This window comes from Methylophilus sp. OH31, from assembly GCF_000576615.1.
Lineage (GTDB): Bacteria > Pseudomonadota > Gammaproteobacteria > Burkholderiales > Methylophilaceae > Methylophilus.
Window position 1 is genome coordinate 399,687 of record NZ_BAUS01000007.1, and the last position, 15,667, is coordinate 415,353.

The following is a 15,667-nucleotide window of genomic DNA, read 5'->3' on the forward strand; positions in this document are numbered from 1 at the left end:
TCACTTTTAGTGCAATAGCTTACTCAGGAAACAAGCATGTATTTTGCAATCTTTATGTTGGTGATTTTGCTGGTCTCAGGCGTGATCTGGCTGCTGGATATTCTGGTCTTGCGCAAACAACGCCAGGCGGGTGCATTGGGCGATGTCGCCGACCCATGGTATGTGGAATACAGTAAAAGCTTTTTCCCGGTGATTTTGCTGGTATTTATGGTGCGCTCGTTTGTGGTCGAACCATTCAAGATTCCATCCGGTTCCATGATGCCAACCCTGCTGGCAGGCGATTACATCCTGGTCAACAAATTCACTTACGGTTTGCGCGTGCCTATTATCAATAACGTGTTTTACCCGGTGAGTCTGCCCAAGCGTGGTGATGTATTTGTGTTTCATTACCCGCCTGACACTTCGATTGACTACATCAAGCGTGTAGTGGGTTTGCCAGGCGACAAAATCCAGTATCGCGACAAGCAGTTAACAATTAATGGCAAAGTGATTAATCTTGATTTTGTGCAACCATATCAATATGCACTCAATGTGAATGACGAAAGCGGCAATGCGCGCGCGGTGGATGTGACTGCGTCACGCTTGAGCGAGCAGTTGGGCGACGTCAAGCATGATGTGTTGATTCATGACATCATGAACCAGTATAGCCCTGGTAGCGCGGGTGACCGCCTGATGCAGGGAGAAACGATTACTGTGCCGGCAGGTGAGTATTTCGCCATGGGTGATAACCGTGATAACAGCTCAGATAGCCGCGTGTGGGGCTTTGTCGCAGAAAAACATCTGGTCGGCCGCGCATTCTTTATTTGGTTTAATTTTGACCAATGGCGCCGTATCGGGCAAAGTATTGGTTAAGTGCACGGCGAGCCGTGTGGAAAAAGACATCTTCTTGAGGGATAGCACAATGAATGACTCAAAGAGCGCTCACCAACACGGCATCGGTTTGATCGGCTTTTTGCTGATTCTGACCGCATTTGGCATCCTGGGCACGGTAGCCCTCAAGGCCTTGCCTGCTTACATGGAGTACTATTCTATCCAGGCCACGGTGAACCGCATTGCGCACGACCCTTTATTGCAAAATGACAGCGATGTGCGCACCGCGTTTGATCGTCAGATGCAAGTGGACAGTATCCATGACGTGACTGGTCGCGATTTGGACATCAGCGGTGGCGTTGTCGCCATGCGCTACCAGAAAAAAATTGCACTGACAGACACTATGACCTTGTTGATCGACTTTGATGCTGCCAGCAAACCTTAATGGCTGGCTTGATCGCACTTAAATGAACGCATTCCCGGTATTACAAACCAGAATTAGCTACAGCTTTACGCAGCCTGCCTTACTGCAACAAGCGCTCACCCATCGCAGTTTTTCTGCCACCAATAACGAGCGCTTGGAATTCTTAGGCGATAGCGTGCTCAACTTTATTATTGCGCACCAGTTGTTTAATTTATTTCCAAATTTGCCCGAGGGCGATTTAAGCCGTTTGCGCGCAAAGCTGGTGCGCGAGGCCAGCCTGGCTGAAATTGCCGCCGACCTGCATTTGGGTGACGCACTCAAGTTAGGCGAAGGTGAGCTTAAAAGCGCCGGTTGGCGCCGCCCCTCGATTCTGGCTGATGCGCTGGAGGCGATTGTCGGTGCGGTTTACCTGGATGGCGGCTTTGAGGCTGCCCAGCAAGTGGTCGCATTGCTGTATCGCGACAAGCTGCAAACCATAGATCCCAAGGCGATTGATAAAGACGCCAAATCGCAATTACAAGAATATCTGCAAAGCAAGAAAATGGATCTGCCGGAGTATCAGGTAGTTTCTATCGAAGGCGAGGCGCATGCGCAAAGCTTCACCGTGCAGTGTTTTATTAAAAAACTCAAGCTGACCACCACCGGGGTGGGCACCAGCCGCCGTGTGGCGGAGCAACAAGCGGCCAAATTGGCCATGGACGAGATTCAATCATGACAGAAGACATTACCCCCGCTGCAGACGATTTTCGTTGTGGTACCGTTGCCATCGTTGGTCGCCCCAATGTCGGTAAATCCACACTGCTAAATCATATTTTAGGCATGAAGCTGGCGATTACTTCGCGTAAGGCGCAGACCACGCGCCATCGCCTGCTGGGCATTCATACCACAGACGATACCCAGTTCCTGTTTGTGGATACGCCTGGCTTTCAGCAAAAACATATCAACGCGCTCAATAAAACACTTAACAAAACCGTCACCCAGGTGCTGACCGAAGTCGACGTCGTGCTGTTTGTAATTGAGCCGATGAAATTGGGCGAAGCCGATGAAATCGTGCTCAAGCTGCTGCCAAAGAACAAACCGGTGTTGCTGGTCGTCAACAAGGCAGACCTGATGGGCGATAAAGGTAATTTATTGCCCTTGATTCAGGACTTTGACCTGCTGTTTGATTTCGCAGGCATTATTCCGGTCAGTGCCAAAAAGAGCCTGTATCTGGATGAATTACTGTCCGCGGTGCGCGAGCATTTGCCTGAGCAGCCAGCGATGTATGCCGAAGATGAGCTCACCGATAAAAATGAGCGCTTTCTGGCGGCCGAACTGGTCCGTGAAAAAATCTTCCGCCTGCTGGGTGACGAAGTGCCTTACTCGGTGACGGTAGAAATCGAAAAGTTTGAAACCGTCAAAAACCTGCGCCGTATTTTTGCCGCCATTATTGTCGACAAAGACAGCCAGAAGCCGATGATCATTGGCAAAGGCGGCGAAAAGCTCAAGCAAATTTCTACCGAAGCGCGTCAGGATATGGAGAAGCTGTTTGGTTCCAAAGTCTACCTGGAAACCTGGGTCAAGGTGAAGGGCGGCTGGGCCGATGATGCGCGTGCATTGAAGAGCCTGGGTTTCTAGTAACACTTGATTCTACTGGCATCAACATATGGCAGTAAAACCTCCCGATTCCGGAAGCCACAAGCAATCTCAGCAACCGGTTTTTATTCTTCACACCTATCCCTTTAAAGAAACCAGTCTCGTGGTTGAAATGTTCAGCCGCGACCTGGGGCGCATTGCGGCCGTGGCGAAAGGCGCACGGCGCCCACTCTCGGCCATGCGCGGCATGCTGCAATCTTTTCAGCAACTGGCCGGTACCTGGTCAGGTAAAAACGAACTCAAAACGCTACATGAATTAGAGTGGATGACAGGCCTGACCCTCCTCAGAGGCGATGCCCTGATGTGTGGTTTTTACATGAATGAACTGCTATTGCGCCTGTTGCCTCGCGATGACGCCCATGCACAGTTGTTTGAATATTACGCACAAACCATACAGTTACTCTCTACCTTGCAACAAGATGCCGGGAATGGCCAACTGGCCGAAATCCTGCGCCGGTTTGAACTCAAGATGTTGCAGGAGCTTGGCTATGCCGTACCGCTCACCCATGACGAAAACGGTGAAATTATCCATGCGGACGAAACCTATCGCTTCGAAGCCGATTATGGTGCTTGCTCACCTTCAGCCACCAGGAATGGTTTACTGATTCAGGGCGCTACCCTGCTGGAAATGTCGCGCGGCAATTATAGTCACGCGACGACACAGTCACAAAGCAAGCAATTGATGCGCTATTTGTTGCAGCATTATTTGGGTGAGAAGCCTTTGCATACCAGGCAGTTATTGGTGGATTTGCAGGGGTTTTAGTTTGTTTACGTGATGTATTCTTTTCGCCTTTAGGCGAGTCACTTTCTGGTGCTTGTCCCCCAGAAAGTAACCAAAGAGGAAGACACCCAGCCATCACGGCCTTCGGCTTCCTTGCGTTGCTCAACAAAGTGGGCGGCCATCGAAACTCGCCCTAGCGGCTTGCACAACCCGCAAGCCACCGCGGAACTCGAACAGCCGATGGCCGAAAGCCCCCACTTTGTCTCCGCTACTCAGCGTGATGGGATGGGATTTGTCTCGCCAAACAACCATTAGTGAAAGTTTAACGGAAGCATAATTCTTCTGTTTTATTGATAACAACCAAGAATGGTTGCAGTCACTTGGTTTTCGGGGTCCCCATCTGCCGCGCCGAGTAGCGCAGGCAAAATAAGGTGAAGGGAGCGACTGTTCGAATCCCGCAGTAGCTCACGTTCTGTGTGAGCTACCAGGTTGAGTTTCGTGACCGCTTATTTTGGCGAGCAACGCAGGAAACAAGCGGAAGCTGGGGTGCACTTTCTTTTGGTTACTTGTTCTTTGTGCAAGCAAAGAAAAGTAACTCGCCGAAAGGCGAAATCAAACATACTCCTAAGTACATAGATATCTATATCTTTCTATTTTTCGCATGATTAATTTGGTTTACCATAATCAACAGTTAAAATGTTGTCATTCACCCAATTACAAAGAGAACTATGTTAAAACTAGGCGTCAATATTGACCACGTCGCAACGATTCGTCAGGCGCGTGGCACCAAATATCCAAGCGTTGTGCAGGCCGCACTGCGCGCTGAGCAGTCTGGTGCAGACAGCATTACCTTGCATTTGCGCGAAGATCGTCGCCATATGCAGGATGCGGATATTTTTGCTTTACGCCCTTTGCTGCAAACTAAAATGAACCTCGAATGTGCGGTCACTAGCGAAATGATCGATATCGCCATTCAGGTCAACCCGCAAGACGTTTGCCTGGTGCCTGAGCGCCGCGAAGAGCGCACGACCGAAGGCGGTTTGGATGTGCTCACACATTACGCCAAAGTGGAGCATGCGGTGAAAAAACTGTCTGATCAAGGCATACGTGTGTCACTGTTTATCGCGCCAGATCTGGCGCAGATTGATGCGGCTGCTAAAATGGGCGCGCCGGTGATTGAGTTGCATACCGGTACTTTTGCCGATGCTGACACAGAAAAAGATCAGTTGGATGAACTGGAGAAAATCGACGCCGCGCTCAAACATGCGAAAGCCGCGGGTCTGGTCGTGAATGCTGGTCATGGCTTGCATTATCATAATGTGCATCATATTGCGCGTTTGCCAGGCTTTGAGGAACTCAATATTGGTCATGCCATTGTGGCGCATGCCCTGTTTGTGGGGTGGGATAATGCGGTGCGTGAAATGAAGGCGCTGATGAAAGAGTTTTCTTCGCGATGAGCATCTCTCAAAATTGCCCTCATTGCGGTAACACCTTATTTGTTACTAAAAGCATGACACTGAATTGGTTTCAGGTGTGTTTAGCTTTAATAGTGTCTTGTGTCGTGTTTTACCTCTTAAAGGCGGTTTTGGGCGCAGATGTCTGGAACGGGAATGCTAAGTCTGGACGATTCTTGGCCTGCATTATATTAGGGGCGATTGGCTTAGTAGGTTTGATTTTTGCGAAGGGTGTGAATAAGCGCAGGTTTCTTGTTTCATCGTGCACACGTTGTGATTATGTAGACAAGAGAGAAATGTTGGAACTTCAGGAAAAGCAGAAATGATTTACGGCATAGGCACAGATATTGTCGAAGTTGAGCGGATCGAGGCGTCACTCGATCAGTTCGGTGACAGCTTTGCCAAACGCATTCTGGCACCTAGTGAGTGGTCTGATTATGAAGCGAGTAAACTCAAGGCACGTTTTCTTGCTAAACGCTTTGCCGCAAAAGAAGCTTTTGCCAAGGCGATAGGTACCGGCATTCGCGGCGATGTCAGCTTTCAGAATATTGCAGTCACCCACGATGCGCTAGGTCGTCCCTTGTTGCAACTGTCATCAACACTGCAGGCCTTTCTCAAACAACACCATATTTATCAGTCGCATATCAGCATCAGTGATGAAAAAAAACTGGCACTGGCTTATGTCGTGCTGGAAACGACCCAAACAGCATGACAGCCGATCAGTTAGTGGATAGCCAGCGCCGTTTTAGCGGCGTGCGTCGCTTATATGGCGAGCAGGGTTTGATCAATTTGCAGCAAGCGCATGTGCTGGTCATTGGCATTGGTGGTGTGGGGTCGTGGACGGTAGAAGCCCTGGCGCGCAATGCGGTGGGCAAGTTGACCTTGGTGGATCTGGATAATATTGCCGAGTCGAACATCAACCGCCAGATTCATGCGCTGGAGGATACGCTGGGCAAGGCCAAAGTGACGGCCATGCGTGAGCGCATTGCGGCGATTAATCCATTGTGTGAGGTGCTTGAAGTTGAGGATTTTGTGACACCTGAAAACCTCGCTTCACTGTTGGTTGATGCACCGGATATGGTGGTGGACTGCATGGATGATACCAAGGCCAAAATCGCCCTGGCGGCATATTGCAAGCAGCAGCAATTGCCGTTGATCATGGTCGGTAGTGCAGGTGGCAAGCTCGATGCGACGCGTATCCGCCTGGCTGACCTGGCGCATGTGCAGGGCGATCGCATGCTGGCGAAGGTCCGCAACCAGTTACGTCGGGATTATGGTTTCCCCAAGGCTTCTGATCACAAGAAATCGGCCAAATTCGGCATTGTTGCCGTGTACTCAGATGAGCCGGTCGAGCGACCTGAAGAGGCTTGTGAAACATCGACAGCAGGACTGACAGGCCTCAACTGCGCAGGTTACGGTTCCAGTATTTGCGTGACGGCCACCGCTGGTTTTGTGGCGGCACAACAGGCCATTCAGCAATTGATCACGCTTTAACACTCGCAGTTTATAAGCATAGGCTTGGCCCACCGCAAGCAAATCAGGTTGAACAATGTGGGAATAGCAGCGTCTACTTTAAAAAGTCAGGCATAAACATTGCATGTTTGCAGGTATCAATCGCACGGAGGTCGTCCGTACTCACTTTAAATACGCTAGTTTTCAGCCTGTCATCATGACTTCAAGCCCTGGCGCTATCAGTTACAGTGTCATATGGCCCAAGTACGCTTAATCCATCAAAGGTGATTGCCATGCAATTGGATGTGTTTTTAAAGAAGATTTCTATCAACCATGCCTTGAATGTGCTGATCTGGCATATTGCCGAGGCGGGGATTGAAATTGCTGCGCTGATCAAGCAAGGGGCATTGGAAGGGGTCACGGAAAAAATGACCAGCACCAATGTGCAAGGCGAAACACAGATGCAGCTGGACATTCGTAGCCACGAGGTGGCCGCGGCACACCTGCGCGCTTCGGCAGTGGTGGCTGGCGTATTGTCAGAAGAAGTAGATGCGCCGGTCTTGTTTGAAACGCTGGATGCACCGTTTCTGGTCAGCATGGATCCTTTGGATGGCTCTTCTAACCTGGCGATTAATGGCGTCGTCGGCAGTATTTTCTCGGTCATTCCTAATATCGGCGTGGCCACGCTGGGTGATCAGGCCTTTTTGCAGCCAGGGCAAGATCAGCGTGCCGCGGCCTATATCATGTATGGCCCGGCCACTTTGCTGGTACTCACCATTGGCCAGGGCACACATGTGTTTACGCTGGATCAGCACAGCCAGTCGTTTGTATTAACGCAACAAACTGTACAGATTGGTGAGGAAACCTCAGAATTTGCCATTAACGCCAGCAATCAGCGCTATTGGCAACCCGCTGTACAGCGCTATATTACTGAATGCCTGCAAGGCAGTGAGGGGCCGCGTGGGCGTGACTTTAATATGCGCTGGTGTGCCAGTATGGTGATGGATGTACACCGTATTCTGACGCGCGGTGGCGTGTTTCTGTATCCGCGCGATAGCAAGCAGCCGGTCAAAGCGGGCCGCTTAAGATTATTGTATGAGGCTAACCCTATGAGTTTGCTGGTGACACAGGCTGGTGGGGCAAGCATAGACGGTCTGGAAGACGTGCTGGCCCTTCAGCCGACGGCATGTCATCAGCGTGTGCCAGTATTGTTAGGCGCTAAACAGGAAATCCAGCGCTTGCGTGATTACCATCAGCAAGCTTCACAATAAAAGGAGTATGACATGGCATTGATTTCGCTCAGGCAACTACTCGACCACGCCGCAGAACACAGCTATGGCCTGCCTGCATTTAATATTAACAATATGGAGCAGATTCTCTCCATTATGAAGGCGGCCGACGAAGTCGACAGTCCGGTCATTTTGCAAGCTTCGGCAGGGGCCCGCGGCTATGCCGGAGAGTCTTTTCTACGCAAAATGGTTGAAGCCGCGATTGAGCAATATCCGCATATTCCGATCTGCATGCACCAGGACCATGGCGCGTCGCCCAAGGTCTGCCAGATGGCCATTCGCAGTGGCTTTTCTAGTGTGATGATGGATGGCTCGCTTAAAGAAGATGGCAAAACGCCTGCGAGTTATGAATACAACGTTGAAGTGACGCGACGTGTGGTCGAGTTTGCGCATGCGGTTGGCGTGTCGGTTGAGGGCGAGCTGGGCGTGCTGGGCTCATTGGAAACCGGTATGGCAGGCGAAGAAGATGGCGTTGGTGCCGAAGGTAAACTGGATGAGTCACAATTGCTGACTGATCCGGATGAAGCGGCTGCGTTTGTTGAAGCGACCAAAGTCGATGCACTGGCCATTGCCATTGGTACCAGCCATGGTGCTTATAAATTCACACGACCACCTTCAGACGATACGCTGTCGATTGAACGTATTCGCGAAATCCATGCCAAAATCCCTAACACGCATCTGGTGATGCATGGTTCGTCCAGTGTGCCGCAATCCTTGCTGGAACAAATTCGGCATTATGGCGGCAATATCAAGGAAACCTATGGCGTGCCGGTGTCACAGATTGTAGAAGGCATTAAAAATGGCGTGCGTAAGGTTAATATTGATACTGATATCCGCTTGGCGATGACGGCGGCGATTCGTGCCTATATGGTCGAGCATCCTGAGGAGTTCGATCCACGCAAATATTTCAAAGAAGCGACCACGGCAGCACAGCATTTGTGTAAAGAACGCTTTGAGGCCTTTGGTAGTGCCGGACAAGCGAGTAAGATAAAGGTAATTACACTGGAAAAAATGGCAGCCATTTACTAGCTGCATGACATGACCGTGAGTGAAATAGCCTAAAAAAAGCAATTATAAATTGAGGGGGCATGAGTAAAGGAATCCCATCATGCGAGAAAAATTAGTCATTGGTAACTGGAAGCTGCACGGCGGCTTGCTTGAAAATCAAGGCTTGCTGAACAGGCTCAAGCAAGAGTTGCACGACCTGGACGGCGTCGCGACAGCCGTGTGTTTACCTTATGTATACCTGTATCAGGCGCAAGACTTGTTGCAAGACTCTTCGATTGCCTGGGGCGCGCAAAACGTCAGCCAGTTTACCGAAGGCGCGTTTACCTCCTGCATTTCAGCCAAAATGGTAGCCGAGTTTGGCTGCAGCTATACCATTATCGGCCATTCTGAACGCCGTGCCCTCAAACTCGAAAGTAACCAGGTCGCCACCAAACGCCTGCTTAATGCATTGCATGCCGGGCTGACGCCTATTTTTTGTGTCGGTGAAACCCAGGATGAGCGCGATGGCAATATGGCCGAGCTCATTGTGCGCAACCAGATGCTGAATGTGGTGTATGGCCTCGATGATGAAGCCTTCGCACTGGCCAAAAAATTCAATATGGTCATCGCCTATGAGCCGGTGTGGGCGATTGGCACTGGCGAGCACGCCACGCCTGAGCAGGCACAACGCATGCATGCATTTATCCGTATGATGATTGCCGAACGCGACCGCGAGTTTGCCGAGCAGATCCGTATTGTCTATGGCGGCAGTATGGCGCCTGAAAATGCGCACAGCTTACTCAGCATGCCGGATATTGACGGTGGCTTATTGGGCCGTGCTGCACTGGTTGCTGAAGATTTTGTTGATATCTGCAGAATCGCCAGCCGTTGCTACCAGCAAAAAACGGTGGTCCGTGAATCATCGGCAGCCATCCCCGTTTTTGAGGTATGACGGTTGCCTTTAAAGGCAACAAAAGTAGTCTGCCAACAAAACTCTGCCAGCAATGTGGCAAACCGATGACCTGGCGAAAAGCCTGGGCGAATAACTGGGATCAGGTCAAATATTGCTCTGAGCGTTGCCGTCGCGCATTGCAAAAACACGCCATATGAGAAACCTGATCATTATCCTCGGTGACCAGCTCACGCTGGATAACCCTGCCTTAGACCACTTTGATCCGACGCAAGACCTGATTGTGATGGCTGAAGTCATGCATGAAGCAAATCATGTATGGTCTCACCGACAGCGCATTACCTTGTTTTTATCTGCCATGCGCCACTTTGCAGAGAGGTTGCGTGCACAAGACTATCCACTGGCTTATTTTCAGCTAGACGCACATCCCTATCCTGATTTAGCGACCGTTTGGCAGACTGTATTGCAGCAGCACCAGCCACAGGCAATCAAGGTCTGCGAACCTGGTGATTGGCGCATCTGGCAGAGTCTGCAAGCGGTGGCTGACCAGCACGCGGTGCCTCTACATGTGCTGCAAGATACACATTTCATGAGTAGTATCGACCAGTTCCGGCGTTGGGCAGCCAAATACAGCGAAAAAAACACTTCTTTGCGGATGGAGTTTTTTTATCGTGGCATGCGTAAAAAATATCATATTCTTATGGACGGCGAGGAACCTGCAGGCGGCAGCTGGAACTTTGATCATGACAACCGTCAATCGCTGGGCAAGTTAGGTCCGCAAGCACTTTCACAGCCACCTGTGTTTACGCCAGATGCCATCACGCAAGCAGTCATGGTCCTGGTGAATGAACGGTTTGCCGATCACCCAGGTGCGCTGGCGTCTTTTACCTGGCCAGTGACGCGTGAGCAAGCACTCACCTTGCTCACACATTTTGTCCAGGAAAAGTTAGCGCAGTTTGGCCCATATCAAGATGCCATGTGGCAAAACCAGCCATATTTGTGGCATTCCCTACTCGCTTCGGCCATGAATCTCAAGTTACTCAATCCGCGTGAAGTCATCGCCGCTGCCGAGCAAGCGTATGTTGATGGCCGCGCCTCATTAGCAAGTGTCGAAGGGTTTATTCGCCAGGTGTTGGGTTGGCGAGAGTTTGTGCGCGGTGTGTATTGGCTGGAAATGCCAACACTTAAATCGGCGAACTATTTCCAGCATGCACTGGATTTGCCAAACTGGTTCTGGACCGGGCAGACGCAGATGCAATGTTTATCGCAGTGTATAGGCCAAACCTTGCAAACTGGCTATGCACATCATATTCAACGCCTGATGGTGATCGGCTTGTTTTCGACACTGGCGCAACTGTCGCCGCAACAGGTCTCAGCATGGTTTTTGGCCGTTTACGTCGATGCCGTGGAATGGGTGGAGTTGCCCAATGTCGCTGGCATGGCGCTATATGCCAATGGGGGCCGCTTTACCAGCAAGCCCTATATCGCCAGTGGTGCCTATATTCAGCGCATGAGTAATTATTGTACGGGATGTCGGTATGATCCAAAACAAAAAACCGGTGATCGGGCTTGTCCATTCACAACACTTTACTGGGGTTTTTTAATCAGACACGAGGCTTTGCTGGCTGCGAATCCGCGTACACGTTTAATGGTCAAGCATATTGCCACCATGCCTGAAGAAGAGCGATTGGCGATTGCTGCATTTGCTGAGCAGCGATTGCAACAATTGGCAGACCTGTAATGCTTGCTCGTGTAATTTCACAAAACTGTCACAATAGACACTGGTTCAGTGGATACAATAATCGCCATGAAAAACACCACGCCCGCTCTGCTTGACAGAGATCTTAGCATTCTCAGTTTTAATGCCCGTGTACTGTCTTTGGCGCAACGAGAGGACTATCCCTTACTCGAGCGTTTGCGCTTTTTATGTATCGTTTCTAACAACCTCGATGAGTTCTTTGAAGTGCGCATGCCATTGCAGATGGAGGCGTACCAGCAAGGCGTGACCAGTGGCCCGGTATCTGCCTCTACCTGCGAGCAAGTCGCCACCATGGCACAGGCGCTGGTGGCACAACAATATCAGTTGTTTAATGATGCACTGATGCCCGCCCTGGCGAAAGAAAGTGTGCACCTGGTGTCTGGCGGAGTGCGTACGCCGGAGCAAACCACCTGGGTTTCTAACTACTTCAAACGTGAAGTGCTGCCATTCTTGATGCCAGTATCGCTGGATCCGTCGCATCCTTTTCCGCAGGTGGCCAATAAGTCGCTGAATTTCATTGTGCGCATTGCCGTCGACGATGAGGAAAAAATTGCCATTGTACGTGTGCCGCGTGTGGTGCCCCGGCTGTTGCAATTGCCGCCGTCTATCAGCAAAGGCGAGCAATGCTTTGTGTCGTTGACCAGTATTATCCGCGCCAATCTGGAGGTGTTGTTTCAAGGCGCCAGTATCCTGCATTTCTCCCAGTTCCGTGTGACGCGTAATAGTGATCTCGAGGTGGATGAGGATGATGTGATCAACTTGCGCACGGCCTTGCGTGAAGAGCTTGCACATCGCCAATATGGTGAAGCGGTGCGCCTGGAAGTCACGCAGGAGTGTGATGACAGGCTTGCCGAGTTTTTGCTTAAGCAGTTTAATTTGCCGCCGCTCGCCCTTTACCGCGTCAACGGGCCAGTCAATCTGGGGCGTTTGATCCAGTTGCCAGATATGGCCAAGGGCGATCACCTCAAGTTCGTGCCTTTCCAGCCGCACTGGCCGCGACATATCAAACGCAATACCTCTTTGCTGGCGCAGATGCGTGAAAAAGATCTGCTGATTCACCAGCCATACGAGAGCTTTGAAGTTGTCATCCAGCTACTGGAAGAAGCGGTCAAAGACGATCAGGTATTAGCCATCCGCATGACGATTTACCGCACAGGTGCAGATCCACGCATGTTGCGTTTGCTGCAGGAGGCGGTGCGTCGCGGTAAAGAAGTGCTGGTGGTGGTGGAGCTCAAAGCGCGCTTTGATGAGGAAGCAAACATTAACTGGGCCGAAGCCTTGGAGTCGGTTGGTGCGCAAGTGGTGTATGGCGTCGTCGGGTTAAAAACCCATGCCAAGATGTTGTTGATCATGCGTCGTGAAGGCAAAAGCATTCATCGTTATGGTCATCTTTCTACCGGCAACTACAATCCAAAAACGACACGTTTATACACAGACTGGAGCATGTTAACCGCTGATGCTAACCTGACACGCGAAATGGAAACGGTGTTCCGTCACCTGACCAGCGAGTTGCCGATTCCGGCCCTGAAGCATTTACTGGTAGCACCATTTACCCTGCAAAACAGCATGATCAAACAGCTGGAGAAAGCACAGCGTCTGGCCAAGCAAGGCAAACCGGCCAGGGTGATTGCCAAAATGAACGCCTTGACGGATGTGCCGCTGGTCGCCGCCTTAATGAAAGCCGCCAGCGCTGGTGTTGAGATTGATTTGATTGTGCGCGGTGCCTGCATATTGCCGGTGGACTCACCGGCCGTGAAAGGCCGTATCCGCGTGCGTTCTATCGTCGGGCGTTTGCTAGAGCATTCACGTGTATTTTATTTTGAGCTGGATGGGCAAGTGCAGATGTGGTTATCCAGTGCGGACTGGATGAGCCGTAATATGATGCGGCGGGTAGAGCTTGCCTGGCCCATTAAAGATTCGGCCATGCAAAGCCGCATTTATCAGGAAAGCCTGCAGCTTTACCTGCAAGATAATAAGGATGCCTGGCAATTGACAGAAAAAGGCCAATACGTGCCAGTCGCACAACAAGCGCTGGATGCCGAGCCGCTGTCTTGTCAGAACCTGTTATTGCAACAATATCATTCCATGTAGTGCCACGTGATGACAGTGAAAAATTTGATTTTATGGCGTCATGCCGAAGCCGAAGTGTTATTGCATGGCGCCTCTGACCTTGAGCGCGCCTTGACCAAAAAAGGGCATAAACAGGCCAAACAAATGGCCGGCTGGCTCAAGAAATATTTGCCAAAGCAGACCTATGTGCTGGTGAGTCCTGCTGTGCGTACGCGTGAAACCGTGGCTTATTGGGGTGATGATTGGCAGGAAGATAGTCGGCTGGCGCCCGAAAGGCCGTTGGAACCTTTATTACAGTTGCTGGCGCAAAGCCCATTCGAGACCGTGATGCTGGTCGGCCACCAACCCTGGATAGGCGAGCTGGCCGCGCAGAGCCTGGGCATGCCGGACGGGCAGATCAGTATTAAAAAAGGCGCTGTATGGTGGTTACGGCTGCCAAAATCGGGGCCACCCTACAAACTATATAGTGTGCAAAGCCCCGATTTGATTGAATAGCCATTTGATTGAATAGTCTAAGTGCTGTGATCTGGCTAGCTTAAGCCAGATACATGGCGGGAGGCTATTTCTTTGGTCTGCCAGTTTTAATCGTCGGCACAGCTGCCAGGGTGGCTTTTAAGGTGGCGTCGTCCATGGCCGATAATAACTTAAGCCCGGCTCTTAATAGCTCGCTTTTCTTCGCTGGTTTGGCCAGGGCTTCCAGGCGTTTTTTCAATGCAGCGATTTGCGCGTACTCTTCTTTAGGCATGGTGAAGCTGTCGCGCTCCATTTTGACCTTGCTGGCTTTAGGTTTATCTTTTTCAACGGCTGTCGCCGTTTTATTCACGACTTTAATCGCAGAAGCGGGTGTCACTTTTTTTGCAGCTACCGCTGTTTTTGCGACTGCTTTTGCAATTGGTTTGACCGCAGGTTTGGCTGTTGCCGGTTTTACAGCTGTTGTTGGTTTTGCAGCGGCAGGTGTTGTCGCAACTGCTTTAGTGGCGACTGGCTTGGCTGGGCTTGCTGCTTTGGCTGTAGCTGGTTTGTTAGCGCTCAAGGGTTTGGCGACTGGTTTGCTGGCCATGTGTTTCTCCTGAATTGATATTGTGAAAACAGTTTATACCGTTTTTTGTTGACGTCAATTGTCATAAATATTTCATATTAATATGGTGTTATAGAGGCTGTTTTTCATGACAAAATGCAACACCTTTAATCGGGGAGTATGAGATGCGCAGGGTATTGGTGGCAAATACCAAAGGCGGTTGCGGCAAAACCACTCTGGCCACCAATCTTGCTGGCTATCTGGCGCAACTGGGGCACAAAATCGTGCTGGAAGATATTGACCGGCAGCAATCCTCCGCCGACTGGTTGGCGCGTCGCCCCTCTCATGTCGCGACAGTATTTAATGCCGAAGATCTGGGGAAGTCTGCCTTGCAGAAGGCCGACTGGGTCATTACTGATTCGCCGGGCGGGCTGCGGGATAAAAAGATTTCTGATGCCGTGACCGAAGCCGATCTGGTGTTGGTGCCCATCGCGCCATCCGCGTTTGATATAGGCGCCACGCAAGACTTTTTAGAGTTGCTGGCCGAAGAGAAAGCCGTGCGCAAGCATAAGACCTTTGTTGGTCTGGTCGGCATGCGCGTGATGCCACGCACACGTTCAGCCGAGCGCCTGCTGGCATTTATGGATGAATCAGGCTTTGCCGTGCTTTCCATGCTGCGCTCATCGCAAATTTATGTGACGGCAGCAGAGGAAGGCTTAAGTATTTTTGAATTGTCGAACAGCTTGAAAGAGGTCGACATTGCGCAGTGGAATCCGGTCACAGATTGGATTTTGCAAAACAGTTAAAGCGAGCCTGTGACAAACAGGGAATCAAAGGGAGTGCTATGAAAGACAAGGTGAATCCAGTGTATCTGGATAAAGTGAAACAATTGAACGCGGACGAGGCTGAGCGTATTTTGTCTCGCATGGGCGGCAAGTTGCCTAAGCGATTTATCAAGGAAAAATTGAGCCAGGAAGAAGCGCTGGCTTTGCAGCTGGAAATCGAAGATGAGCAATTGCAAGAGTGGCGCGATAAAGTCGTCAAACTGCGCGAAGAAGACGAAAAACGCGATAAGAAGAAGAAAGACTGAGTCGCAATCAACGCAATAAAAAAACGGGCATAAGTGCCCGTTTTTTTA

18 protein-coding genes are annotated in these 15,667 nt (G+C 50.7%); 17 read left to right on the plus strand and 1 reads right to left on the minus strand.

The window, feature by feature from the left end:
- Window positions 1–36 precede the first annotated feature (36 nt).
- The 15 genes from lepB to OH31_RS11310 all read left to right on the plus strand — a co-directional run bounded on the left by lepB (window position 37) and on the right by OH31_RS11310 (window position 14,006).
- The gene (gene lepB / locus OH31_RS11235; protein ID WP_019883129.1) at window positions 37–852 is read left to right on the plus strand and encodes a signal peptidase I; all 816 of its coding nucleotides are present in this window, start codon (window positions 37–39) and stop codon (window positions 850–852) included.
- Window positions 853–901: 49 nt separating this feature from the next.
- Window positions 902–1,255, plus strand: coding sequence for a DUF4845 domain-containing protein (locus tag OH31_RS11240; RefSeq protein WP_019883128.1), 354 nt, complete (start codon window positions 902–904; stop codon window positions 1,253–1,255).
- Window positions 1,256–1,277: 22 nt separating this feature from the next.
- Window positions 1,278–1,949, plus strand: a complete 672-nt coding sequence (gene rnc / locus OH31_RS11245) for a ribonuclease III (RefSeq protein ID WP_024930803.1) — start codon at window positions 1,278–1,280, stop codon at window positions 1,947–1,949.
- Window positions 1,946–2,851, plus strand: coding sequence for a GTPase Era (gene era, locus OH31_RS11250; RefSeq protein WP_019883126.1), 906 nt, complete (start codon window positions 1,946–1,948; stop codon window positions 2,849–2,851). The genes rnc and era overlap by 4 nt, the downstream gene beginning before the upstream one ends.
- A 28-nt stretch (window positions 2,852–2,879) precedes the next feature.
- Window positions 2,880–3,632 carry a DNA repair protein RecO gene (gene recO, locus OH31_RS11255; protein WP_024930804.1) on the plus strand — a complete coding sequence of 251 codons (753 nt, stop codon included), beginning with the start codon at window positions 2,880–2,882 and terminating at the stop codon, window positions 3,630–3,632.
- Between the two features lie 686 nt (window positions 3,633–4,318).
- Entirely contained in the window at window positions 4,319–5,047 is a 729-nt protein-coding gene (pdxJ, locus tag OH31_RS11260; protein ID WP_024930805.1) for a pyridoxine 5'-phosphate synthase, read from the plus strand.
- 319 nt (window positions 5,048–5,366) lie between these two features.
- Window positions 5,367–5,756 (plus strand): holo-ACP synthase, encoded by a 390-nt coding sequence (gene acpS / locus OH31_RS11270; protein WP_024930807.1) that lies wholly within the window; start codon window positions 5,367–5,369, stop codon window positions 5,754–5,756.
- Window positions 5,753–6,538, plus strand: coding sequence for a ThiF family adenylyltransferase (locus tag OH31_RS11275; protein ID WP_024930808.1), 786 nt, complete (start codon window positions 5,753–5,755; stop codon window positions 6,536–6,538). The genes acpS and OH31_RS11275 overlap by 4 nt, the downstream gene beginning before the upstream one ends.
- A 251-nt stretch (window positions 6,539–6,789) precedes the next feature.
- Window positions 6,790–7,767, plus strand: a complete 978-nt coding sequence (locus tag OH31_RS11280) for a class 1 fructose-bisphosphatase (protein ID WP_024930809.1) — start codon at window positions 6,790–6,792, stop codon at window positions 7,765–7,767.
- A 12-nt stretch (window positions 7,768–7,779) separates the two neighbouring features.
- Window positions 7,780–8,814 (plus strand): class II fructose-bisphosphate aldolase, encoded by a 1,035-nt coding sequence (gene fba, locus OH31_RS11285; protein WP_019883118.1) that lies wholly within the window; start codon window positions 7,780–7,782, stop codon window positions 8,812–8,814.
- 79 nt (window positions 8,815–8,893) lie between these two features.
- A complete protein-coding gene (tpiA, locus tag OH31_RS11290; protein WP_024930810.1) occupies window positions 8,894–9,724 on the plus strand; it encodes a triose-phosphate isomerase in 831 nt (276 codons plus the stop codon).
- Entirely contained in the window at window positions 9,721–9,882 is a 162-nt protein-coding gene (locus tag OH31_RS15325) for a DUF2256 domain-containing protein (protein WP_019883114.1), read from the plus strand. The genes tpiA and OH31_RS15325 overlap by 4 nt, the downstream gene beginning before the upstream one ends.
- Entirely contained in the window at window positions 9,879–11,423 is a 1,545-nt protein-coding gene (locus OH31_RS11300; protein ID WP_024930811.1) for a cryptochrome/photolyase family protein, read from the plus strand. Before OH31_RS15325 ends, OH31_RS11300 begins: the two co-directional genes overlap by 4 nt.
- A gap of 66 nt (window positions 11,424–11,489) precedes the next feature.
- Window positions 11,490–13,532 carry a polyphosphate kinase 1 gene (gene ppk1 / locus OH31_RS11305; protein WP_024930812.1) on the plus strand — a complete coding sequence of 681 codons (2,043 nt, stop codon included), beginning with the start codon at window positions 11,490–11,492 and terminating at the stop codon, window positions 13,530–13,532.
- 9 nt (window positions 13,533–13,541) lie between these two features.
- Window positions 13,542–14,006, plus strand: a complete 465-nt coding sequence (locus OH31_RS11310; RefSeq protein ID WP_036299138.1) for a histidine phosphatase family protein — start codon at window positions 13,542–13,544, stop codon at window positions 14,004–14,006.
- A 64-nt stretch (window positions 14,007–14,070) separates the two neighbouring features.
- On the opposite strand, the gene OH31_RS11315 is transcribed toward OH31_RS11310, so the two are convergent.
- Complete coding sequence (locus OH31_RS11315) at window positions 14,071–14,571, minus strand: hypothetical protein (protein WP_024930814.1); 501 nt, start codon at window positions 14,569–14,571, stop codon at window positions 14,071–14,073.
- A gap of 143 nt (window positions 14,572–14,714) precedes the next feature.
- Between OH31_RS11315 and OH31_RS11320 the strand changes: the two genes are divergently transcribed.
- The gene (locus tag OH31_RS11320; RefSeq protein ID WP_019883106.1) at window positions 14,715–15,335 is read left to right on the plus strand and encodes a ParA family protein; all 621 of its coding nucleotides are present in this window, start codon (window positions 14,715–14,717) and stop codon (window positions 15,333–15,335) included.
- 38 nt (window positions 15,336–15,373) lie between these two features.
- The gene (locus OH31_RS11325) at window positions 15,374–15,619 is read left to right on the plus strand and encodes a hypothetical protein (protein ID WP_019883105.1); all 246 of its coding nucleotides are present in this window, start codon (window positions 15,374–15,376) and stop codon (window positions 15,617–15,619) included.
- The last annotated feature ends 48 nt before the right edge of the window (window positions 15,620–15,667 follow it).